Source organism: Streptococcus sp. X13SY08 (assembly GCF_001182825.2).
Classification (GTDB): domain Bacteria; phylum Bacillota; class Bacilli; order Lactobacillales; family Streptococcaceae; genus Streptococcus.
Window position 1 is genome coordinate 484,294 of the sequence record NZ_LFYO02000002.1, and the last position, 23,753, is coordinate 508,046.

Sequence of the window (23,753 nt, forward strand, 5' to 3'; positions counted from 1 at the left end):
GACGAATTTTCCTGAAAGATGCATCATATCATCGGGTAAGTGACTCTATTTTCGATACATTTTGAACTGCAAATAGAGGTCATTGTAGATTCCTAGATATTCAGCGCCAAGGTTATCATAGACTTCAAGATTTTCAATGGTTTCACGATCGGGATAAAAAGCTTTATCAGATGTAATCTCTTCAGGTAAAAGCTCCTTAGCCACCGTATTTGGCGTGGCATATCCGATATATTCAGCATTTTGCGCAGCATTTTCCGGTTTTAACATGAAATTGATAAAGACATAAGCTTCTTCGGTATGTTTAGCAGTTCGTGGAATGACGATATTGTCAAACCAAAGGTTAGAACCTTCACTTGGGACTACATAAAATAAGTCCTCATTGCCATCCAGCATTTCGCTAGCCTCGCCTGAGAAAGAAACACCAACAGCAGCATCGCCTTGAATCATGTAATGCTTCAGTTCATCTCCAACAATTGCCTTGACATTTGGTGTCAGATTATTAAGTTTAGCTTCTACAACAGCCAACTCAACCTTACCCTTACTATTAAGGCTATAGCCAAAACTATTAAGTCCTAAGCCCATTATCTCACGAGCACCATCCACCAAGAGGATATCATTGCGAAACTCTTTCTTCCAGAGGTCATCCCAATGTTCTGGCGCGTCTTCTACCATTGTGGTATTGTAAACAATCCCAACAGTCCCCCAGAAGTATGGAATCGAATAATCATTTTTAGGATCGAAGGAAAGCCCTAAGAATTCCTGACCGATATTTTCCATGCCCACAATTTTAGATTTATCCAACTTGTTGAGCATATCTTCTTCCACCATCTTGGTAATCATATAATCAGATGGTACAGCTAAATCATAGGTTGTTCCGCCCTGCTTGATTTTGGTATACATGGCTTCATTTGAATCAAAAGTCTCGTACTGGACCTTTATTCCCGTTTCCTCTGTAAATTTATCCAGAAGAGCAGGATCAATATAATCGCCCCAGTTGTAAATAACCAGCTTATCACTAGCAGCACCAGAATTCTGTTTCATAATAAAACTGATAGAAAATATCAAAGCAACGATAGCAATAACTCCACCAACAAAAGAATATAATCTACACATGTTTTTCCTCTCTTTCTTTCGAGATAAAATAGTAACCAATCACGAGAAGGATACTAAAAAGAAAAACAACTGTCGATAAAGCATTGATATCAAGAGAAATTCCCTGACGAGCTCGTGAGTAAATTTCAACGGAGAGCGTTGAGAAACCGTTTCCAGTCACAAAGAAAGTTACTGCAAAATCGTCCAAGGAATAAGTAAAGGCCATAAAGTAGCCTGCAATAATTCCCGGTGTCAAATAAGGCAACATGACCTCTTTGAGCATTTGAAAATGCGTTGCCCCTAAATCATAGGCTGCATTAACCATATCATGATTCATCTCTTTAAGACGTGGAAGAACCATGAGGACCACAATTGGGATTGAAAACGCCACATGGCTCAAAAGGACGGATACTTCGCCTAGCTCGAAACCAATAGTCGTAAAGAGGATAAGAAATGATGCCCCTATCATGACGTCTGGTGCTACCATAAGAACATTATTAGCTGATAGGAGACTGTTTTGAAGGCGTCTTTTAGCTTGGTAGATAAAAATTGATCCAAATGTCCCAATAATGGTTGCAAGCAAGGCTGACAGAAAGGCTAGAAAGAAGGTATCCACCAAAATCATCATTAACCTGCTGTCACCAAACAGCGTTTCATAGTGTTCCAAGGTAAAGCCAGTGAAACCATTCATATCCCCACCACTATTAAATGAATAAGCGATCAAATAGAAAATAGGAATATACAAAATAAGGAAGACCAGTGCCAAATAAATATATGCTAATTTTTTCATTGACGTCTCTCCTTTGTTACCCACATGGTTGCAATCATGGCAACAATTAAAATCACACCGATGGTTGATCCCATTCCCCAATTTTGTGTTGTGAGGAAATGCTGCTCAATAGCCGTACCAAGTGTTATCACTCGATTTCCACCAATTAAACGTGTCAACATAAAGAGAGACAAACTTGGAATAAATACCGACTGAATACCAGAACGAACGCCGTTTAAGGACAGAGGGAAGACAACTTTCAAAAATGTTTGCGTCTCTGTAGCTCCCAAATCTTTGCTGGCATTGATAAGGTTAGCATCCATATCGTCCAAGGCATTGAAGATTGGCAGAATCATAAAGGGCAATTCGATATAACTAGCAACAAAGATAAATGAAAAATCTGTAAACAAAATTTGCTGCGGAGCAATTCCCATAAATCCTAAAAAGGCATTGATACCGCCTTGCTGACCAAAAATTCCCATAAAAACATATGCTTTTAGCAAGAGATTGACCCAGGTGGGGAGGATAACCAGCATAAGCCACAATTGCTTGTGCTTTAACTTCGTCAAAATCAAAGCTGTCGGATATGAAATGAGAAAGGTAACGAGCGTAATAATTCCAGCGTATAAAATGGAGTTAAAACTCATTCTCAAATAGGTCCAACTTGAAAAGAAGATACCGTAATTGTCAAGTGTTAGATTTCCTTCGATATCAAAGAGTGATTTCCACACAAGAAGGATAACAGGAGCTAAAACGAAGAGACTAAGCCAGAGAACATACGGTACGGAAAAAGCAAGATTAGAGGTTTTCTTCATAACGTTCCCCCTCAATCGCATTGATGAGGCCGTCTTCTACTTCCTCCACTTCCACATACTCTTCAATACGAGCATCAAATTCCTCTTCTGTTTCATTGAGACGCATGATATGAATATCTTCAGGCTCAAAGTCTAAACCAATGATTTCTCCCACAATCGCTTTTCGAGTAGAGTGGATCATCCATTCATTCCCTAAGTTGTCATAAGCGATAATTTCATAGTGAACACCGCGGAAGAGTTGCGTATCAACGGTAACTTCAAGTTTGCCTTCTTCTGGCAAGGTAATTCGCAAATCCTCAGGACGAATAACAACTTGCACTTCCTCGTTTGGCTTCATTCCGCCATCCACAGCTTCAAAACGTTTACCGTTAAATTCAACCAAGTAGTCTTCAATCATGCGACTTGATAAGATGTTGGATTCCCCGATGAAGGTAGCAACAAAGTGATTAATAGGCTCGTCGTAGATATCAACGGGCGTCCCAGATTGAACGATTTCTCCTTCGTTCATGACAAAAATCCAGTCACTCATTGCCAAAGCCTCTTCCTGATCGTGCGTAACAAAGACAAAAGTGATGCCCAAACGCTGCTGCAATTCACGGAGTTCATACTGCATTTCTGTCCGCAATTTCAAGTCAAGTGCTGAAAGCGGCTCATCCAAAAGGACTACACGTGGCTGATTAATAATGGCACGAGCAATGGCTACACGTTGACGCTGACCACCAGATAGTTTTTGAATAGAACGCTTCTCATAGCCTTCTAAGCGTACCATTTTTAATACTTCCGTGACACGTTCTTTGATTTGTATTTTATCGATTTTTCTAAGTTTTAGGGGGAAAGCTACATTTTCAAAGACTGTCATATGTGGGAAAAGCGCATAGGACTGAAAGACCGTATGCACATCACGTTTGTTGGTTGGTACATCATTGATTCGTTCACCATCCAATAAAATATCACCGCTCGTCGCATCCAAAAGCCCAGCAATCATATTCAAAATCGTTGATTTACCAGAACCAGATACCCCAAGAAGAGTATAAAATTTCCCTTCCTCTAGCTCAAAGTTGATATTTTTTAATACGGTTGTCCCGCTATCTTCAAAGACTTTGGAAACGTTCTTAAATTCAATAATTGGTTTTTTCAATTACATTTTTCCTTTTAAGTATATTACAGATCAAGGCTCTGTTAGGCCTATACTACCTCTAGGACAAATAACTTGTCCTCCATACTACCTAAAACGATAGGCTTCACCCCCTTTATTGAAGATGTAAGAGATTGTAGTTCGCACTGATTGTTATACTTAAATATTATTACAAAGAATCTCCTAAAATCCTTACTTCACGCTCTAACCGAACACCAGAATTTTTTTCCACGGTATCGATAACATAGGCAATTAAATCTTCATAATCCTGCGCATTTCCGTCTGCCACATTAACCATAAAACCAGCGTGTTTCTTAGAAACTTCCACGCCACCGATACGATGTCCTTTTAGGTCAGCTTCCATAATCAACTGACCTGCAAAATGTCCTACAGGACGTTTAAAGACTGAGCCGCAAGACGGATATTCTAGAGGCTGTTTCAACTGACGTAAATGCGTCAAGCGATCCATCTCCTGTGAAATCGTTGTATGATTTCCTGATTTCAAAGCAAATTTGGCTGACAAGACAATGGCACCATTTTCTTGCAAAATAGATGAACGGTAGCCAAAGCGCAACTCACGCGCATCTAATGTTTGTACCAAACCAGACGGCGTCAGGACTTGAGCCGATACCAGAATATTAGCAATTTCTCCACCGTAGGCACCAGCATTCATAAACACTGCACCACCGATACTTCCTGGAATGCCACAAGCAAATTCAAATCCTGTCAAGGAATGAAAACGTGCCACATAAGTCGTCTCAATCAAATTTGCTCCTGCTTCTGCCTCAATTGTATAGCCAGAAATAGTTACAGAATTCAATTTATCCATGCGGATAACAAACCCACGAATCCCACCATCACGCACAATAATATTACTTGAATTTCCTAAAACCATCCAAGGAATACCTTCACGATTGGCAAATTCCACAATTCTGACAATTTCGTAGCGATTACGTGGAAAAGCTAAATAATCCACTGGACCACCAACTTTAGTATAAGTATAAGACTTCAAAGGTTCATCGAAACGAATATCGATTCCTTTCAATTCAGTTTGAATTTTTTCTTTCATCTCGCTTCTCATTTCATAAAATAGATACTTTCTCAATTATACCAAAAAATAATAGAGCTTGCTAGAGGTAATCCCCTCAAAACACAAACTTAAAGTAGCAAAAAACCCGCAAAAACTGGTTTCCACTCTACTGTACGAATCAACTCTCACACCTTTGATATCAACACTTAGAGAACAAATTTCTCCCTCAATATCAGCATCCTCCAATCGTTCAATAATTTGATTCACTTTGTCAAGGGGTGCTAACATCATGACAGTTGGGCCTGCACCGGAAAGATAGGTTGCATAGGCACCATTTTCATGACCAATTTGCTTGACTGTATAAAATTCATGGACTAGCTTTTGGCGGAACTGTTCATGAAACATATCCGATTCAATCGCCTTCCCAGCCTTGACCAAATCTCCTGTTAAAAGACTAGCAATGGCTACATTTGAAATAGCGATAGCCGCTACTGCTTTTTTGTGGGACAATTGATTTGGTAGTACATTACGACTATCTGCCGTGCGCAATTGATACTCTGGAATAAAAGCGATAAAGGCACACTCTGGAAAATCTGTTACCACAGCGGTTACTTTCTTATTGACATAGCTAGCAATTACTAAATTTCCAAAAATAGCCGACGCTACATTATTATCAGGGTGCCCTTCAATATCTGTAGCCAGCTTTAACTTTTCATCATCTGTCAATTCCAATTGACCAATTTGATTAGCTAACTCAATCCCTGTTACGATGACAGAGCTGGATGATCCAAGACCACGCGCCAAAGGGATATCACTAGTCATTTTGATGCGATGCGGCTGTAAATCACGCGAAACTTTCAAAGCTGTTTTAATCAGTAAATTATTCTTATCAGACGGCACGAATTCTAAATCATGCTCAATTAGCCACTCATCTCGTGCTTCCAACACTTCAACTGTCAAATATTTTGAAAGCGCAACTCCGACAGAATCAAAACCTGGGCCAATGTTGGCTGATGTTGCAGGTACAATAATTTTCATACTATTCTCCCAAAACCTTGAAAACATTACTCAAGGTAAATTCAGCAGCTGCATGCAATCGATCTATAATCCTGCCTAACTGAGTCTTACTCATGGCATGTGTCACAATGACCAAATGCGCTTCCTGACTAGCGGAAGGTTGTTGTAGGATTTGCTTGAATGATACACCTTCTCCGTTAAAAATTTGAGCCAATCGCAGCATTTTCCCTTGTTGATCTGGTGTTTTGATAGAGAAATAATAATCACTCTTGACATCTTCCGCATTTGCCAAAACCAAGGGACGACTAAACTCATTGAATGGTTTGCCAATTGTCTTATCATTCAAACGCCGAACGATGCGAATCAAGTCTGCAACCACACTTGTTGCAGTAGGTTTTTGACCAGCTTCAGGTCCATAAAACATAGACTGACCAACACCCACAGACTCTACAAATACTGCATTCATGACACCATTGACACTGGCCAGCGGATGATCTTTCGGCAAGAATATTGGAGAAACTTCAGCCGAAATACCAGATGATGTTTCTTGAATATCCCCGACCAATTTAATGACATAACCTAATTGCTGAGCAACCGCTACATCTTCCGGTGTGATATTAGAAATCCCTGCGTGAGCAACGTCTACAAAATCAACCTCCATGCCAAAAGCAAATTGACTGAGAATAACAGCTTTATAAGCTGCATCAATCCTCTCAACGTCGTCGGTAGGATCAGATTCTGCGTAACCCAATTCTTGAGCAGTCTGTAACGCCTTCTCATAAGTCCACCCTTCATCCACCATCTTGGTCATCATGAAATTCGATGTCCCATTCAAGACACCCAAGACACGCGTGATTTTATCTGATGCAAAGGAGTTGGCCAAGGTGCGCAAAATTGGAATCCCACCTGCTACAGCAGCCTCATAATAAAGAGCAACTTGCTTTTCTTTGGCTAAACGGCGGAGTTCCTGACCATGTAGCGCAAGCAAATCTTTATTAGCTGTGACCACATGCTTTCTAGCTGATAGCGCTTGACGGATGTAGGATTTTGCTGGTTCAATCCGTCCCATTAACTCAATAACAATAGCAATAGATGGATCCTCAATAATTTCTTTGATATCTGTTACAAAGGTATAAGCATGACCTTGAACGCGCAGACGCTCCGCTTCTTCTTCATTGCGCACTAAGACCTTCTCCACAAAAATCTCATCCGTAGCTGCTTGCCCTGATCTCGCTCATAGGTTTTCTAATCTATAGCAAGGACCTACCTATATCATCCAAGCAGCCTACAACAGACAGTTCAACAATCGAGTTCAGAAGTTGCTACCTCGCAAAGCTCAAGTAGCACACCAACGGAAGATGTCACATGGGAAAAACAAGCTGAACCCGTGCAAGTTCCCATCCTTATGTACCACGCTATTCATGATATGGCACCAGGTGAAGAAGCCAATGCTAACTTGATTGTTTCTCCTGCTACCTTTGAAAGTCACTTGCAAGCCTTGCAAAATGCCGGCTATTATACACTTTCTCCTGAAGAAGCCTATAAAGTATTAACTGAAAATGTTCTGCCAGAAGGCAAGAAAGTAGTCTGGTTAACCTTTGACGATAGCCTTTGGGATTTCTACGACCTGACTTATCCACTGCTTCAAAAATACAACATGAAAGCCACCAACAATGTCATCACAGGAACAGTCGGCAACGAAGGCAACTTAACTTTAGAAGAGATGGAAGAAATGAAGGCAAGTAGAATAAATTCTTTTCCCATTTTCTCACTTTGCCTCCTCTCTGTTACCATTATATGAGACTAATGTATACTGATTTAAGGTATATATAAAGTACCAGGCTATAAATAACGCAAGGATAAAAGATAATACAAAAACCCATTTTATTGTACTTGATAAAGATTTTTGTATTAAATCTTTTGCCATGCCTAGCTTGACCATAGTCTTATACTTACTAATCTCCTCCCCTGAGGATGAATATAACCTTGAATATGTTGTACTTGCAATACCTATTAAAAAGGAGACGCATAAAATACTACCTACATATGCTACTATACTTCTTTGAAGTTTTTCTAAATAATAATATGAATAGGCTGAAGCTAGTGTTTCACTTGTGCCATCAATTTTTAGAAAACTTCTTATTTCTGTTTCCTCTGCTTTTGCCTGTTTCCAATCTTTGATACTAAAAGCAAAAATTCTTTCCTTTTTCAATTTCTTGGATAGGTTTTCATACTTATTATTTTCTAAAACCGTTATGCTTGAAAAGTAACCAGATAAAGCTATGACAGCCTTGTCGGAACCTTGCTCCTTTTTTATCCCTAGTTTCTCAAAATCTTCTCCTAACAATTTTCTTATTCTAGGTGAGTTTTTCCCATCAACTCCAACCATAAAATATTCATCAGGATTTAACTTGATTGTTTTTCTATCTAAAAATTGTGCAATATCGTTATAAACGGAATTAGAAATGATGATATCTCTATTTAAATCTCGGAATTCACTGTACTCAATTTGTAAATCTTTGTATCCCTCTTTATCTTTTAAGACATCTTTAATTTTTTTGACTTGTGCTTTTTCGTTAATATTTTTGTCCCATGCTGCATACATATAAGAATACGGCATTATCTTTTCTGTAACTTCTTCAACATTTTGTGGTGCTCCAACAATAACAATTAGTGAAGACAATATTATACTGAAAAGTACCATATTTATAGTCATTGTTTTTAAATTGGTGTTCATATAATATTTAAAGTTACCCACTTTAACTAAACCATTACCATCAAACTTTTTACTAGTAAGATTCATGAATCGCTCATAAATAAAGAAAGTGATGTAAAAAAAGCAATAAGTCCCCAAAATAAACGTTATAAGGTAAAGGGGATATACATATATACTGACCTTTTCATGCAGATAAATTGTAATGTAAGAAACTGTTATAAATAAAATGGATGTAGCTAAAATATAGCTTTTTTCTTCTTTCTCTTCTTTCTTCAAGAGAGCAATGATTTTTTTCTTTTTTAGGATTATAGGAGCAATCAATGACACAATAATAAAAAGTCCCCCCATTAGTAAAATTGTGACTAAAAATGCTTTTATTGGAATGTAAAAGTATAGATCTAAGTCTCCAATAGTTTTTTCGGCAATCATTAAAAAGAATTTTGAAAAATAAATCCTGCTACAGTTCCAAAAAATAATGATAGTATAGAAATAATTTCATTCTCTAAAAAAATGATTTTTTTAAATTGGATGTTGCTTGCTCCTAAAATATTTAAAAATGCAAATTGCCTATTCCTTTGTTTCAAAAAATTACTGACAGAATATAAAATAAAGACAAATGAGAAAATTACCGATGTCACTAAGCCAAGTACCAAGACTAATCCTAAACTACTATTTTTATCGACAACCTTTAATGCTGGATGAAATGATAAATTGGTAAATATAAAAAATACAAAAACCGAAAACATACAACTCAAAAAGTGATAGACATATGTTTTGAAATCATGAATTATATTTTTATAAGCAAAATCAATCAAATTCAACTTCTTCACCTCCAAGCAAAGCTATTGCATTTAATATATCTTGTCGATACTCCTCTTTATTAGTTCGATTAATGATTTCTTGATAAATATTGCCATCCTTTATGATGTAAGTTTTATCTGAATACGAGGCGATATTAGGATCATGCGTAACCATAACGATGGTAACATTCATCTTATCGTTTAGTTTTTTAAATAATTTCATCACATCCTTTGCAGACTTTGAATCTAAATTACCTGTAGGTTCATCAGCAAGTAATAATGAAGGACTATTTATGATTGCTCTTGCTATCGCAACTCTCTGTGCTTGTCCTCCTGATATTTCATAAATTCTTTTTTCGAGTAGATGTTCTATCCCCAGTAAACTGCTTATTTTTTCAAGCTTTTGTTTCATTTCTGTTCTTGGAATACTATCTAATGTAAGTGGTAAAATTATATTCTCTCCAACCGTTAAAGTATTGATTAGATTAAATTGCTGAAACACAAACCCTAACTCTCTCCTTCTAAAAGATGCAAGTTCGTTTTCCCATAAAAATAGGCAATGCATTGGCTAGCCTTTTACCTTCTTTTTTCAAAACAATTACGCCATTAATAATCATAAAAATAGCAAACAAAAATATACTAAGAGGTACCACTCCATATAAAATCCCTAATAAAATTTGATGAAACAACGGAAATCTCTCGTAGACAAGTGAAACGATACTCAAATACATCATCACTATAGATAATAAAAATAATGCATTTAACAGACTTCTTCGATCTCTATAAAAACTAAAAATAAATACTCCTAGACACAAAATTGTTAAAATATATATCATTTTTTCCCTTCTAAATCATTTCCTTGTATTACTTGCATCTTTTAGCTAATCGCTGAAAAAGCAGTCATATGTATGGTCGTAAAAAATGGGTAATCATTTCATCTTAATAATCAAATCAAAAAGTTATTTGAATCTATTATATTCAAAATAATTCTAAAGAATGGACTCAATACACTCAATAATAAGGATATTATACCAGTTAGATAGTTTTAAAGAAACCATTTTTAATTTAGAAAAACTCTAATCTCAATTCGATTTTTTTATAGAGAGAGCTATAAAAAATGCATCCACATATACATCTTCTAAGACCTAACGATGCATACATGAATGCTATTGCATTTCTTACCCGGTGGCAACCATATAAACTATTAAATGTAATCGATATTATAACATATTCTAAAAATTTTTTGAATATGTTATTCTACTTTATCAAAATTGATAACAACAATTTCTGGCGGATTGTAAAATCTTGGTATTCTTGTTGACTCTCTACTTAAACCTCTACTAACTATTAATTTTCCTCGATCCAACTGAGTAATCCCTTTTGTAAATTTTGGAAATAAGCCTTGATTAGGAGCATATAAACCCTTATCTAATAAAATAGGTACGCGCCACTGACCTCCATGAGCATGTCCAGAAAATATATAATCTACTCCTAATTCACTATAATCAAAAGTTCTTTCTGGCCTATGTGCTAAGAGAAAAGTTAAACCATTTTTATAAACTTTTTCTAATTTTTCGTATTCCTTACTATAAATTGACTCTCCGATATCTGGATCGTCAATTCCCATTATATTTATACTTGTGCCATTTACTTTTACTATTTCGCTATCTCCAGATAAAACTTTCACTCCAAATGAAGATATTTTTTCTTTTATATAATCATGCTTTCCTGACCACATTTCATGATTACCTGTAACATAAAATGTTGGATATTTTTTTGAAATTTTTTCAACTAAAATAAATCCTTTTTTCATTGGCAACTGATCATCTACGATATCTCCACTCAGAAAAACTAAATCTGGTTTAATTTTCTCCAATTTATCAGTTATTTCTTTATGGTCTTTTCCATAATCACAACTATGTGTATCAGCTATAAGCGCAACTTTCATTTTATCGTTTAACTTTTTATCAGAAATATGATATTCCGTTATAACTACATTATTTCTCAGACCTAAAACTATAAATATTAAAGAAATTATTCCTAAACTAATGAATATTTCTTGTTTCACTTGATTCATTTGATTCATTTCCTCTCATCAATAGATAAATAAAATAATTATATCATCTCTACCAATCTGATGAAAGAAAAAAACATTCTATACTAAAACAAAGCGTCTCAATTTTATCATAAGGAAAGTGATTTTAATCTCTCTATCCAGAAACATTCCCATGCTAATCTATATATTTAATTTGAAAATAAAAAAATAATCCCATCAAGATTAAATCTTAATGGGATTTTGCAATTAAATTGCGTTACTCTATTATTTAAGAGTAACTGAAGCTCCAGCTTCTTCCAATTTAGCTTTGATTTCTTCAGCTTCAGCTGCAGAAGCACCTTCTTTGATAATTGATGGTGCGTTGTCAACGATAGCTTTAGCTTCTTTAAGGCCTTCACCAGTGATTTCACGTACAACTTTGATAACGCCAACTTTTTTGTCGCCAGCTGATGTCAATTCAACGTCGAATGAATCTTTAGCTTCTTCAGCAGCACCACCAGCAGCAGCAACTGCAACTGGAGCAGCGGCAGTTACGCCACAATAATGTTTTCAATGTTCAATGCCATTGTAATTTCCTCCAATATAGGTTTTTAATAAGTTGTTTGTAGCACTAAGCAGCTACATGGCTCTGCATTACGCAGTGTCTTCTTCTTTTTCTGCAACAGCTTTGACAGCGTATGCAACGTTGCGAACAGGTGCTTGAAGTACTGAAAGCAACATAGAAAGCATACCTTCGCGGTTTGGCAATGTAGCAAGGGCTTGGACTTCTTCTTTTGAAGAAACTTTACCTTCAACAGCGCCACCTTTGATTTCAAGAGCATCTGCAGTTTTCGCAAAATCGTAGATTGTTTTTGCTGGAGCGACTGCATCTTCTGAGAATGCAACAGCTGATGGTCCTACGAACAATTCAGCAAGTCCTTCAAGTCCAACTTTTTCAGCAGCACGACGCAAGATTGAGTTTTTGATAACTTTGTACTCAACGTTTTCGTTACGCAAGTTACGACGAAGAACTGTATCTTGTTCAACTGTCAAACCACGAGCATCAACGACAACGATTGATGTAGCAGCTTTCATTTGTTCTGCAACTGCATCTACCAATTCGGCTTTTTTAGCAATAATAGCTTCTGACATTAAGTTTACCTCCGTTTTTATTTTTGTCTAGGCACAAAAAAATCGCACCTAAACCTAGACACGAAAGTACAAATACGCATAAATTTATAACGTTTTGTGCCTCGGTAGGATGTTTATGAGTCCAGCTCCCCTACTGTCTTAGGTCAGTTTTATTCAAAACCTTAATAAATATATCATAATTGTCTTCATAATGCAAGACTTTTTTGTGCGATTTTTAATTTTTTTAAATGATATAGTTTTCTAGTCTAAGTAAGTGTCAGTTTTACTGTTTAGGAGCGCGTAAGAAAGTCCCATAATCACACCTCCACCAATCCAGTTACCAATAAATGCTGCAGTCCATTGACGCAAGATATTCACTAATGTGAAGTTGTCAACAGCACCAGCTACATGTGAAAATTTAACTAACGAGAAGGAAGCAAAGTTCGCCACGACGTGATCATTTCCAAGATAGACAAACATAAAGACTGCCGCAATGGCTACAAAGACTTTTGTTATATTATCTTTGATGAACAAATAGCCTAAGATAGCTGTATTGACAAAAACATTGGCTAAGATTGCTTCGATGATGATGTGAATAAATGTCTTGTGGAGCTTTGTAGAAACAACCCCAACCATAAAACTTTCCGCCGTTAAGCCTTCAAAGGCATGTGTCTGATTGAACAGTAAGCCCAACACTACTGCTCCAACTATGTTGAAAAAGGTACAGTAAAACAGGATTGTAATGGCTTTTCCCCAAGAAATCTTTTTAAAGTAAGCTCCAGCAGTTAAATACATCATGTTGGAAGTCGCAAGCTCTGAATGAAGAAAGAGTATAAAAATCAATCCCCATGCAAAGATAAAGGCAAAGGTGAAGGCTCCAAGAGACGGATGAATGGCATTCATTTTGTCAGCTGCAATGGCCCCAGCTGCTGTTGACATTGTTAAAAATGCCCCCGCAAAAATAGAACGAATAGCATATAAAGCCTTGGAATCATCAAAAAGCGCTTCTTTTTTATGAGTAGATTCACTAATTTTTTCTAAGAATACAGAAGTTGTTCCCGACATTTTATAATCTCCTTTGTAGTTGCTCAAAACGTGTCTATTTTATCACTTTTTAAAGAAGAATAAAAGTGTTTTTCCAAAAATTGTGAAAAAAGATACAAAACATACCTATAGTTTTAAATTGACTAAAGAAACCACCGTTCGATTGAAAGCGACTGACTCAATAGCAGCAATCAGTTACATCGATTCACTGGCATGAACCAAGTTCTGCTACTCCTTAATGGCCAATAACCTCTTTACCATATTAGCGTGCAAAACCTTGGATAAATTGAGCTGTGCGCTCATTTTGTGGGTTGTCAAACAATTGCTCGGGCGTTCCTTCTTCTAAGATATCCCCTTTTTCGAGAAAAATCACATGGTCGGATACTTTACGAGCAAAGTTCATTTCGTGGGTAACCAGAATCATAGTTACATCTTTATGGGCGATTGACTGGATTAATTCCAAGATACCATTGACCAACTCAGGATCTAAGGCTGAAGTTGGCTCGTCAAAGAGAATCACTTCTGGCTCAATTGCTAGGGCACGTGCGATACCCACACGCTGTTGCTGACCACCCGATAACTGATGCGGATAATAATCCTGACGTTCCAACATCCCCACCTTTTCAAGATTTTTAAGAGCGATGGTACGGGCAGTTCCTTTATCCATCTTCTTAACCATCAGAAGGTTTTCCATGACATTTTCCAATGCTGTTTTCTTAGAAAATAGAGCATAATTTTGAAAAACCATAGCTGTCTGACGGCGGATATCTAGAATTTCTTTCTTGCTAATTTTTTCGACATTTTTGGTCGTATTTCCGATATGAACCGTTCCGCTATCTGGACTTTCTAAGAAATTGATAGTACGAAGTAGGGTTGATTTTCCTGAACCTGATGCACCAATAATGGTCAGCACATGTCCTTTTTCAACAGATAAGTTGATATTATTTAAGACTTTGTGGTTCCCAAAAGATTTGGACCAATGCTCAAGTTTTAACATAGTATTTTCCTTTCTTTTGGAGACTATTTTTTATCGACACTGAGACGATTTTAAAAGAAACTAAAGCTAAATTCAATGACTAAGCAGCAAATCCAGTAGATAATAGCAACAGCGATATAGCCTTCAAAGAAACAGAGATTTGAACCAGCAAGAATACGCGTTTGCCCCATCACATCAACAATGGTTACTGTAAAAGCAAGGGAAGTTCCTTTGAGCAAGCTAAGAAGAGAGTTGCCTAAGTTTGGAAGAGCAACCACTAATGCAGATGGCAACACTATGCGCCACATAGTTTGGAAATTGGTTAAACCAATTGATTTAGCTGCCTCTACTTCCGAATTATCAACAGAAAGAATAGCAGAGCGGAAAATTTCTGAAGTGTATGCCGCTTCATTGAGACCAAAGGCGATGAAGACATAGACCAAGGCTGGAATCTGATTGGTATCGATGGACCAGCCGAACTGTTGATTGATCCACTTCACAAAGACTGGAAAACCACAGAAAGCTAGGAATAATTGCACTAGTTGTGGGGTTCCCCGCATGAAGGAAACAAAGAGTGTGAAAAATTGACTAAGACCAGAATCTTTCTTAATTTTAGCTAGAGCAATGCCAAAACCAAGCACCAATCCGATAGCTGCTGACACAAAGGTCATAAGAATAGTAATGGGCAGTTTAGCCAATATCTGTGGCATAAACTGAAGAATCAAACTTGGTACAAAAATTTTACCGTCATTGGAATTTTTGTCTTCAGATTTGGTGTTAGTCGCTCCTGCCGATTTACCCGTACGCTTGCTTCGCTTCGATTTTATCGTTGCGTTCTTTGACCGCATCGGTCAATTGGGTATCATCTTGCTCGAAATATTTTTCTGAAAGAGCTGACAAGGTGCCGTCTTGACGCATGTCACCTAAAACAGCATCTACTTCATTTCTAAGTTTCTCAGCCTCTTCAGTCTTACGGTAAAGAAGATGAGAACCTGGTGGCTGGATTTTGTCTTCATCTGCAATCGGACTCCCCACTAAATCAATTCCTAATGTCTTCTCCACATCTTTAAGATACGTAGTTGCGTAAATCGTCGCGTCGTAACGCTTATTATTCACATCTTGGATAATAGTTGACACATCCCCATCAACATAATCCAAAACGATTGCCTTATCAGGGTTCTCCTTATTGTAAGCCTCCATGAATCCTGATTGGACAGAACCGGCTACAACTCCCATATGTTTGCCAGCCAAATCTTCCAGTGTGACATTTTCACCCAACTCAGGTCGTGTAATCAAAACATTATGAGTAAAGGGAGAAGAGATACTTTTCACGACGTCCTGGCATTTCGCCAAGCCAATTCGCGATCATGTCAATTTTTCCAGCATCTACCCCTGCAAAAAGTGACGCAAATTCAGTCGTTTCATATTTAAAACCATAATCTTCCAATCGTTTATCGATTTCTTGCAGCATTTCGATTTCAAAACCAGTTAATTCACCACTTGGAGTGAAATAATTGTATGGTTTTGTTTGCGCTGACGTACCGACCGTGACAGTCTCTTCAACCTGAGCGACTATTTTTTTCCTCTTTTATTCTAAAACAAAAACCACACTAGAAGCGTTGTCTAATGTGGTTTCATATGAATGAGTCTTTCATAATGAGCTGCCGCACCAGACTTTCGTCTATGCAGCTACTTCTTACCAGCATCATAGATACAAACTTATCTACAAAAGCTAGAGTAAAAAGTTGCAGCCGACATTATGTTTAGAACTCTCTTTCCTTATTTTTGAATAAGTATACACTTTACTTCATTGAAAGTCAAGATGGTTTCAGAAAGTTTTAAATTTTGTCTAAAATAGCATTCCATGCGTCTTCAAATCCATGACGTGTTTCCGATGAAAAAACGATGAAGTTATCTGTTTTTTCAAAATCTAATTTTTTCTTGATGGCTGATTCATGTTTATTCCACTTACCGCGTGGAATTTTATCTGCTTTGGTTGCCACGACAATAACAGGAATTTCATAGTATTTTAGAAATTCATACATCTGGATATCATCTGCAGAAGGATCATGGCGCATGTCGACCAAACTAACAACAGCACGTAAATTGTCACGACTAGTTAGGTATTCTTCAATCATCTTGCCCCATTTAGCCCGCTCCGTTTTGGAAACTTTTGCATAACCATAGCCAGGAACGTCGACAAAACGCAACTTGTCATCAATATTATAAAAATTTAGTTGCTGCGTTTTACCAGGTTTACTGGAAGTACGGGCCAAGTTTTTTCGACCAAGAAGAGTATTAATGAAGGATGATTTTCCGACATTGGAACGTCCAGCCAAAGCAATTTCTGGCATTTCGTCTTGCGGATATTGGGACTTGCTGACCGCACTCAGCACAATTTCCGCATTATTGGTATTGATTTCCATAGTTTCTCCTTTGTAAAAGAACAGAGAGCAGGACAAAAGTAAAGCTCCACTAAATAGTTTCTTCATGCGCTTGAAAATATCAGACAGTTTCTTCGACTGCTCTCTACGTTCTAGTTTTTAGGTATTCAAGCTAAGACAGTGCAATGGACTCTTTCTCTTTCACGTCCGCACAAATCAAAATTTTTTCCACACCTTTTGATGTTGGAACTGAAGGGAGCGCTATCCATTTCATTTGTACTAGAGCTATAAAAGCTGATGATGCAGCCCATTAAACTGCGGTCATCCCATGCTTTACAAGTATCATTGAAATAAATAGAAGTTTGGAGCACCATGTGCCCCAAACTTTTTTAGGCAGTTTCAAGGAGTGGTTTGTCCGTTCCATCTACTGCTTCTTTGGTGATTTTCACGCGTTTGATATCCGTCTGACTTGGAACTTCAAACATAACATCCAGCATGGTTTCTTCGATAATAGAACGAAGACCACGGGCTCCTGTTTTGCGTTCGATGGCTTTTTGGGCAATTTCTTCCAAGGCATCTGGTTCAAAATCCAATTCCACATCATTGTAGGACAAGAGAGTTTGATATTGTTTTACCAAGGCATTGCGCGGTTCAGTTAAGATTCGCACTAAGTCTTCTGTCGTTAATTGGTCCAATGCAGCAAATACAGGTAAACGTCCAATCAATTCTGGAATAATCCCAAATTTTTGAATATCATCTGAAATGATATGCTGCATATAAGAAGCTTTTTCATCAATGGCACAATTGTTCTGACCAAAACCAATGATCTTCTCACCCATGCGCTGTTTGACAATTTCTTCTATTCCATCAAAAGCACCACCCACAATGAAGAGAAGATTTTTTGTATCAATCTGAATCATTTCTTGGTTCGGATGTTTGCGTCCACCTTGTGGATGAACACTAGCGACGGTTCCCTCGATAATTTTGAGAAGAGCTTGCTCCACTCTTTCACCTGATACATCATGTATGACAGAGACATTTTCGCCTTTCTTAGCAATTCTATCAATTTCGTCTACATAAATAATTCCACGTTCGGCGCGTTCAATATTGTAATCCGCAGCTTGGATGAGCTTGAGGAGGATATTTTACACATCCTCACCTACATAGCCTGCCTCAGTCAAATTCAAAATATTGAGCAATTCCTGTGGTTTTGGTGTATCCGCAAGGTCTGTCAATACTTCTTCTGCTAATTCTTCGCGAATAATTTCTTGTGCTAATTCGACACATTCATTACAGATAAAAACGTTATTTCCTGCGATGATTTTCTTTACTTCTTCTTGATTTTTACCGCAAAATGAGCAGTAAATCAATTCTGGTTGATTATGTACAGCCATTTCTTCTCTCCCTTATCTCCTAGAATAAAAAACCGTAAAAGGCATGAATGCTATTGACGAGATTAGTTGCTGCATTCATTAAAAATAGGATGGCGAGTCCGTAACGTCTCTTTTGAAAGGCCTGAAGTGAGCAAATCACACAAATTGCACACAAAAAAGCCGTAAAAATCCCAAATAAGCTCTTTTCCATTTAGTTCTCTCTTCGTTTCAATACTTTTACTGTAAAATCGCTAGTATTTTGCTCATCTTTAGCGCGGAATTGGCTGGAAACTTCTTCGAAAGCAGTCCAGTCAAAATCCTCAGGAAAATACGTATCCCCTTCGAAGCTATCATGAATTTCTGTTAAAATAATTTCATCCAAATAAGATTCGAAAGCTGAAAATACCTGTCCACCACCGATAACATAGAGGTTTTTATCCTGTTTCTGGTACCAATCAAGAGCTTCCTGAACTGTATGAACCACGATAACACGCTCATGGTCGATTTTGTAATCTTGATCGCGTGTCAAAATCAAAGTCACTCGATTGGGCAAGATACGACGGTCCATACCATCAAAAGTGACACGCCCCATCAGGGTAGCATGTCCTGTTGTTGTTTCTTTGAAATGTTTTAGTTCCGCTGGCAAAGACCATGGCAGAGTCTGATTTTTTCCAATCAACCCATTCTTGTCTTGTGCCCAAACAGCTGAAATTTTTTTGTTCATTTTCTCTCGCTTTCCGTTACATTATTATAAAATGGCAAAGTTTAAACTGGAATTATGAGATCACCAATAAAAGCCCTCATTCATGATACAACCGATTTGAAAAATTTAGAAGTAGCCAGAACGCCTTAAATTGCCAAATCAAATTTCAATTGTGGTTTCGCTGGTTTAAAAAGTCTAGGAATTGACTTTTTAAAGCCGGAGATAGAGAGAACGTTCGTTCTCTTCCACTCAACCAGTTAAATCGCCAAGTCAAATTTTAATTGCGGTTTGACTGGTTGATAATCCAATAATTCAAAATCTTCCGCTTGGATATCAAAGAAATTGGTCCCATCTGGAACGTTCAATACCAAGCGTGGCTCAATATCCGACGGAGTTCGTGACAATAACTCCTTGGCTTGCTCAAACTGATTATCGTAAATATGAAGGTTATTAACGAAATAGAAAAATTTCCCAACTATCCAGCCAAAATGCTTAGCAATCATCATCTGCAAGGCAACATACTGCATAGCATTGATGTGGTGTGCCACTAGCATGTCATTGGAACGTTGTGTCAGAGTCGCATCAAGGTAAATTTCTTCATCTACTCGACGCACGTCAAACATGGTCTGAAAGGCACATGGTAAAAGACCACCTGTGGCATCAAATGCCTCATAATCCCAAAGTGAAATGATATTGCGACGATTCCATGGATTTTCCTCGAGTTGTTTGAGAATTTTGGTGATAATATCATGCTTTTTAACAACGGCACCATAACGCTCACCGATAGTTCGTGTACCGTCGACTTCCCACTCATTCCAATAATGTACATTATATTTGTCTTCCAACAAATCAAGGCTATTAGACTGATCTTGATAAATCCATAGCATTTCCTTGATGGCGGATTTGATAGGGATAGGACGAAGAGTTGTAATCGGAAACTCACCTTTTGACAGGTCATATTCTGCAAAAACACCTGTCACATACTTAGAATTGGCAACATTTCCATCTTTGTAACGTGGACGAGCATTTTCCGAAAAAACACCCTCTTCTAAAATACGTGTAATATTCTTTTTAAAAATTGCATCTGCTTTTGTCATGATTTTAGTATAACATCCACAAGAAAATTTGTCTCAAAAAAAGTCTATTTACCTGAAACAGAAAATAGTCCAAGTTAGGGAGATAATCAGAAACAATCTGTATCCTTTCAACATATAAAAGTAAAAGAAAACACCTCTATATATCCACATATAGGATTTTAATAGAGGTGTTTTATCTTTTTTAAAGTAATGAACTTAGTGATATCCCTACTTGTTTATCAGAGTGTTTTTGTAAAGTTCAACGATTTCAGCTGCTAAGTCAACAAATGTCATACTTGTCATTAAATGATCTTGAGCATGCACCATTAACAGAGAGAGTGAAATTTCTTCTCCACTTGCTTCTTTCGTCAATAAGTCAGTTTGAGAATGATGAGCTTGAATCAGACTATCTCCGGCAGCTTTCAACTTATCATCTGCTTGTTCTAACTCTCCTTTTTTCGCCAACTGTATGGCCTCCATCGCTGAGCTTTTAGCATCTCCACCATACATAATTAAAGGCATAATCACTTCTAAATTTTGATCCATAGCTTTCAATGCCTCATTTCATCAAGCTTTCAGCTAAGTCCAGTACTTTTTCTCCGTTCATCATGCCGTAATCGACCATTGGAATCACTTCTACTGGTATTCCTTTTGCAACTAATTTTTCTTGAAACTCACTCAACATGAAGCGCACTTGTGGTCCAAGCAACAATACATCACTTTCCTTTTGAGCAAATACTTCATCCGCTTCCATCGCAGAAACTGCAAAAATATCCGCTTCAAGTCCTCGCGCTTTTGCTGCTTGCTCCATCTTGGTAACAAGCAAACTAGTACTCATTCCTGCAGCGCAAATTAGCATAATGGTTTTCTTCGTCATTGTTGGTCCCCTTACTCCGTAATTGTCAACGTTACTGTCTTTCGAGCGATTCTACTTCCATACTCAATCGTTGTTGGAAAGGCACTATAATGAATATTATATTTTCCAGATAAAAGGGAGGCAATTTTTTCTTTTTCTTGTTTTCCTGATACCAGTAAATTGACACTGGTATTTCCACCCGTATCGCTAAACTGAAACTCGTCATCTATGGAGTAATCTAGCACATATGACTCAATATTTGTTGAGACATTAGCTAACAAATCTGGAATTTCACCTTTTTTATCGTTAGATCCGTTACACCATTTAAATGTGGAGCTTCAGCATAATATGCTTGTGCTTGATTTTCTTGTTCCTCATTTCTAGCATAGGAAATATAGTCAATCACAAACTCTGTACCAGACAGGTCAGTTCCAACTGGTCCAGGCCAAGCTCCTCCCATTGCAAGATTCAATTGAGCATATTGAGGCTTGTTCAAAATAGCTGAAGCAAGAGCATCACTTGAATAGTCAACTGTTCTGACCACTTTACCATCCACCAGCCATACCATTCGATCTTTATACCAATCTAAAGCAAATGTATGATAGTCATCATTGAAGTTTCCAGAAGACGGTTGGCATAGGAACCTGAGTTTGCATCTCCTATCAGTTCCATTATATCAATTTCATCTGTAGAAGGCCACCCGTGTCCTTGATTATCACTGATTTTACCATCCAATACGAAATCTGCACCAAGCGTCCAAAATGCGGGAAATACACCTTTTCCTTTTGGAAACTTTGCTCTAATTTCAAGCTTTCCATATAGGAATTCTTGCTTACCATGTGTTCTCACACTACCGGAATTATAAATAACTTTGGATAATGCATTTCTTGGATTATTGTACTGATCTTCTTTCACCCTGCTGGTTGCCTTCAGACCTATGCAAGTGAAAGTTGGTTATTAAAAAAGGCTACTCTACTTGCTCAAAGTCATGTGAGTACCTTTTTAAAAAATATTCTAGATAATCAAACCGAACTCAATTTAAACCATCTCTTTTTAGCCTATGACTATGGTGATATTGAAGTGATTAATTTACTCCATCAAGCAATAAAATACCTCGTTCAAGTCTTACTAAATCTTGGAAACTTAATTGATGCAAATAAAATATTTATTCATAGTCCATTGTTTAACCATAAAACATTGGAAGTGGAATTATATAGACTCTTAAATGAATATAGCAGCGATTTATTAGGGAATCCTCAAAAAATTTTGATTGACCCTTATGATGATTTTCGGGGTTCTCTGGGTGGTGCAGCTTTAGCAATTTATAAAACATCGCTTGAATTTTAGGACAATAAAAAATACTTCTGTTGGAAACAGAGGTATTTTTTACTATTATTTCAAGACAAGTGATGCTGCACCGATAACGCCGGCATCATTTCCAAGATTAGCAAGAGCTAATTTGGTAGAAGCTTTGATTGGTGCAAAAACATTTTCTTCAAAAACTTTTTGAACACCTTTCAGTAAGAAGTCGCCCGCGGCAGGCAGATACACCACCACCAATTACAATCGTTGATGGATTACGGGTACAGGCAAAATTAGCACATGCCGTACCCAGATAATGACAGAAGTTTTTATAAACAATGAGGGCTAAATCGTCTCCTTCTTTTGCCAAGTCAAAGACATCTTTAGCAGACACATCTTGACCGTCGTCAATTATTTTCTTAAGTTGAGCATCACCAGCGTATTCTTCTGCGTAACGGCGTGTCAAGTTGACGATACCAGTCGCTGAAGCAACAGTTTCCAAACAGCCTTTTTTGCCACAGGTACAAGTGATTGGATTCTCAAAATCGACGGTAACATGACCTAATTCTCCACCAGCACCGCCAGCACCATGAATTAAGTTTCCTTCAGCAACAACACCGCCACCGACACCTGTTCCAAGTGTTACAAAGATTACATCAGGATTATTTTCGACAGCACCGACCCACTGTTCGCCAAGGGCAGCCACATTCGCATCATTATCAATGAAAAATGGCAATCCAATTTCTTTTTCAAAGGCTTTTTTGACTTCTTGCAATTCTTTCCAATTGAGGTTGTAAGCCCCGATAACCGTCCCTGCTTTGCGGTCAATAGCGCCTGGGGCCCCCATTCCAATTTCTAGAAAATCCTCCTTATCCAGTCCCTGTTTTTCAAACTTATGCTGGATACTGTCAATAATATCTGGCACAATATGGCTACCTTCATCCAGAATATTGGTTTTAATAGACCATTTTTCTTGGATTTTACCTTCTTGTGTCAAAATTGCCAATTTAACGGATGTACCACCTAGATCGATACCTATAATTTTTTTGACATAATGTCTCCTAAATTGATAAATATTTCTCTTCCATTATATCATAATGAAAAGGTTTGCATAGCCCTAATTTATCATTTATAAATTTTTTGGCGTGAGCTGTTTAACGGAAAAAATAAAGTAAAAATAGCAATTGTAGATGGATAACCAAGCGCAAAAAACTCAGTCCGAACATAGTAAAGAATGAATTATTTTCTCCCACCAAGCTATTGTATAAAAAGAGACTTGAAATGGAAGTAAATGCAAGTGCAATTCCTACCATTTGCAGAGGATGATAAACCTGAGCGTAGAAAAATAGGGAAATAGCAATCACTACGAGTGCGAAAATGACCAAACCAAGCCTCAGGCTATTCATTTTCTTTGTCTTGAAAAAGCTATAAAGGGTTGCTCCCAAAACGATTAAGAGATAAAGGACCATGTAAGCAATGATAAAAACTTTCATATATTT

General features: G+C 37.4%; 22 protein-coding genes, 7 pseudogenes and 1 other annotated feature. Of the genes and pseudogenes, 2 read left to right on the forward strand and 27 right to left on the reverse strand.

The annotated features are described in order from the left end of the window. Positions 1-45: 45 nt before the first annotated feature. The 7 genes and pseudogenes from AEX56_RS03040 to AEX56_RS03070 all read right to left on the reverse strand — a co-directional run. Complete coding sequence (locus AEX56_RS03040) at positions 46-1,113, reverse strand: ABC transporter substrate-binding protein (protein WP_049617845.1); 1,068 nt, start codon at positions 1,111-1,113, stop codon at positions 46-48. Continuing rightward, a complete protein-coding gene (locus AEX56_RS03045; protein WP_049617846.1) occupies positions 1,106-1,882 on the reverse strand; it encodes an ABC transporter permease in 777 nt (258 codons plus the stop codon). Before AEX56_RS03045 ends, AEX56_RS03040 begins: the two co-directional genes overlap by 8 nt. Beyond that, a complete protein-coding gene (locus AEX56_RS03050; protein ID WP_049617847.1) occupies positions 1,879-2,676 on the reverse strand; it encodes an ABC transporter permease in 798 nt (265 codons plus the stop codon). Before AEX56_RS03050 ends, AEX56_RS03045 begins: the two co-directional genes overlap by 4 nt. Then, positions 2,660-3,814 (reverse strand): ABC transporter ATP-binding protein, encoded by a 1,155-nt coding sequence (locus AEX56_RS03055; RefSeq protein ID WP_049617848.1) that lies wholly within the window; start codon positions 3,812-3,814, stop codon positions 2,660-2,662. Before AEX56_RS03055 ends, AEX56_RS03050 begins: the two co-directional genes overlap by 17 nt. Positions 3,815-3,980: 166 nt before the next feature. Further along, positions 3,981-4,880, reverse strand: coding sequence for a UDP-N-acetylmuramate dehydrogenase (gene murB / locus AEX56_RS03060; RefSeq protein ID WP_049617849.1), 900 nt, complete (start codon positions 4,878-4,880; stop codon positions 3,981-3,983). 138 nt (positions 4,881-5,018) lie between these two features. Further along, positions 5,019-5,879 (reverse strand): annotated as a pseudogene (thrB, locus tag AEX56_RS03065) (homoserine kinase); the annotation flags it as partial. 1 nt (position 5,880) lies between these two features. Beyond that, a pseudogene (locus tag AEX56_RS03070) lies at positions 5,881-7,080 on the reverse strand (homoserine dehydrogenase); the annotation flags it as partial. A gap of 57 nt (positions 7,081-7,137) precedes the next feature. On the opposite strand from AEX56_RS03070, the pseudogene AEX56_RS03075 reads away from it, so the two are divergent. Then, positions 7,138-7,602, forward strand: a pseudogene (locus tag AEX56_RS03075) (polysaccharide deacetylase family protein); the annotation flags it as partial. Between the two features lie 24 nt (positions 7,603-7,626). Here AEX56_RS03075 and AEX56_RS03080 read toward each other — a convergent pair. The 18 genes and pseudogenes from AEX56_RS03080 to AEX56_RS09495 form a co-directional block, all read right to left on the reverse strand. After that, complete coding sequence (locus tag AEX56_RS03080) at positions 7,627-9,003, reverse strand: hypothetical protein (protein ID WP_053093905.1); 1,377 nt, start codon at positions 9,001-9,003, stop codon at positions 7,627-7,629. Beyond that, positions 9,003-9,395 (reverse strand): FtsX-like permease family protein, encoded by a 393-nt coding sequence (locus tag AEX56_RS03085; RefSeq protein ID WP_131542057.1) that lies wholly within the window; start codon positions 9,393-9,395, stop codon positions 9,003-9,005. Before AEX56_RS03085 ends, AEX56_RS03080 begins: the two co-directional genes overlap by 1 nt. Further along, a complete protein-coding gene (locus tag AEX56_RS03090) occupies positions 9,382-9,939 on the reverse strand; it encodes an ABC transporter ATP-binding protein (protein WP_082326161.1) in 558 nt (185 codons plus the stop codon). The genes AEX56_RS03085 and AEX56_RS03090 overlap by 14 nt, the downstream gene beginning before the upstream one ends. Before the next feature lie 687 nt (positions 9,940-10,626). Next, positions 10,627-11,451, reverse strand: coding sequence for a metallophosphoesterase (locus tag AEX56_RS03095; protein ID WP_049617850.1), 825 nt, complete (start codon positions 11,449-11,451; stop codon positions 10,627-10,629). 243 nt (positions 11,452-11,694) lie between these two features. Next, positions 11,695-11,967: pseudogene (gene rplL / locus AEX56_RS03100) on the reverse strand (50S ribosomal protein L7/L12); the annotation flags it as partial. Positions 11,968-12,063: 96 nt separating this feature from the next. Next, a complete protein-coding gene (gene rplJ / locus AEX56_RS03105; RefSeq protein WP_049617851.1) occupies positions 12,064-12,561 on the reverse strand; it encodes a 50S ribosomal protein L10 in 498 nt (165 codons plus the stop codon). A gap of 27 nt (positions 12,562-12,588) precedes the next feature. Then, positions 12,589-12,722 (reverse strand) — a sequence feature (ribosomal protein L10 leader region). 79 nt (positions 12,723-12,801) lie between these two features. Beyond that, entirely contained in the window at positions 12,802-13,605 is an 804-nt protein-coding gene (locus AEX56_RS03110; protein ID WP_049617852.1) for a formate/nitrite transporter family protein, read from the reverse strand. A 241-nt stretch (positions 13,606-13,846) separates the two neighbouring features. Next, positions 13,847-14,581 carry an amino acid ABC transporter ATP-binding protein gene (locus AEX56_RS03115; RefSeq protein WP_049617853.1) on the reverse strand — a complete coding sequence of 245 codons (735 nt, stop codon included), beginning with the start codon at positions 14,579-14,581 and terminating at the stop codon, positions 13,847-13,849. Between the two features lie 50 nt (positions 14,582-14,631). Then, the gene (locus AEX56_RS03120) at positions 14,632-15,408 is read right to left on the reverse strand and encodes an amino acid ABC transporter permease (protein ID WP_236682959.1); all 777 of its coding nucleotides are present in this window, start codon (positions 15,406-15,408) and stop codon (positions 14,632-14,634) included. Beyond that, the gene (locus AEX56_RS09195) at positions 15,356-15,856 is read right to left on the reverse strand and encodes a transporter substrate-binding domain-containing protein (RefSeq protein WP_049617855.1); all 501 of its coding nucleotides are present in this window, start codon (positions 15,854-15,856) and stop codon (positions 15,356-15,358) included. The genes AEX56_RS03120 and AEX56_RS09195 overlap by 53 nt, the downstream gene beginning before the upstream one ends. A 4-nt stretch (positions 15,857-15,860) precedes the next feature. Next, entirely contained in the window at positions 15,861-16,136 is a 276-nt protein-coding gene (locus AEX56_RS09200) for a transporter substrate-binding domain-containing protein (RefSeq protein WP_082326164.1), read from the reverse strand. Between the two features lie 262 nt (positions 16,137-16,398). Beyond that, a complete protein-coding gene (gene yihA, locus AEX56_RS03130; RefSeq protein WP_049617856.1) occupies positions 16,399-16,986 on the reverse strand; it encodes a ribosome biogenesis GTP-binding protein YihA/YsxC in 588 nt (195 codons plus the stop codon). 347 nt (positions 16,987-17,333) lie between these two features. Continuing rightward, positions 17,334-18,338: pseudogene (gene clpX, locus AEX56_RS03135) on the reverse strand (ATP-dependent Clp protease ATP-binding subunit ClpX). A 190-nt stretch (positions 18,339-18,528) separates the two neighbouring features. Next, positions 18,529-19,041, reverse strand: a complete 513-nt coding sequence (locus AEX56_RS03140; RefSeq protein ID WP_049617858.1) for a dihydrofolate reductase — start codon at positions 19,039-19,041, stop codon at positions 18,529-18,531. 236 nt (positions 19,042-19,277) lie between these two features. Next, the gene (locus AEX56_RS03145) at positions 19,278-20,117 is read right to left on the reverse strand and encodes a thymidylate synthase (protein ID WP_049617859.1); all 840 of its coding nucleotides are present in this window, start codon (positions 20,115-20,117) and stop codon (positions 19,278-19,280) included. Positions 20,118-20,324: 207 nt separating this feature from the next. Beyond that, complete coding sequence (locus AEX56_RS03150) at positions 20,325-20,642, reverse strand: PTS lactose/cellobiose transporter subunit IIA (protein ID WP_049618246.1); 318 nt, start codon at positions 20,640-20,642, stop codon at positions 20,325-20,327. Positions 20,643-20,655: 13 nt separating this feature from the next. Then, on the reverse strand, positions 20,656-20,973 hold the full coding sequence (locus AEX56_RS03155; protein ID WP_049617860.1) for a PTS sugar transporter subunit IIB: 318 nt from the start codon (positions 20,971-20,973) through the stop codon (positions 20,656-20,658). Between the two features lie 11 nt (positions 20,974-20,984). After that, positions 20,985-21,885 (reverse strand): annotated as a pseudogene (locus tag AEX56_RS09495) (glycoside hydrolase family 16 protein); the annotation flags it as partial. Here AEX56_RS09495 and AEX56_RS03175 point away from each other — a divergent pair. Next, positions 21,856-22,299, forward strand: coding sequence for an ROK family protein (locus AEX56_RS03175; RefSeq protein WP_236682995.1), 444 nt, complete (start codon positions 21,856-21,858; stop codon positions 22,297-22,299). The pseudogene AEX56_RS09495 and the gene AEX56_RS03175 sit on opposite strands and share 30 nt — an antisense overlap. Positions 22,300-22,344: 45 nt before the next feature. Here the strand turns inward: AEX56_RS03175 and AEX56_RS03180 are convergent. After that, positions 22,345-23,329, reverse strand: a pseudogene (locus AEX56_RS03180) (ROK family glucokinase). A 79-nt stretch (positions 23,330-23,408) separates the two neighbouring features. Next, on the reverse strand, positions 23,409-23,747 hold the full coding sequence (locus AEX56_RS03185; RefSeq protein ID WP_049617862.1) for a hypothetical protein: 339 nt from the start codon (positions 23,745-23,747) through the stop codon (positions 23,409-23,411). Positions 23,748-23,753: the final 6 nt, after the last annotated feature.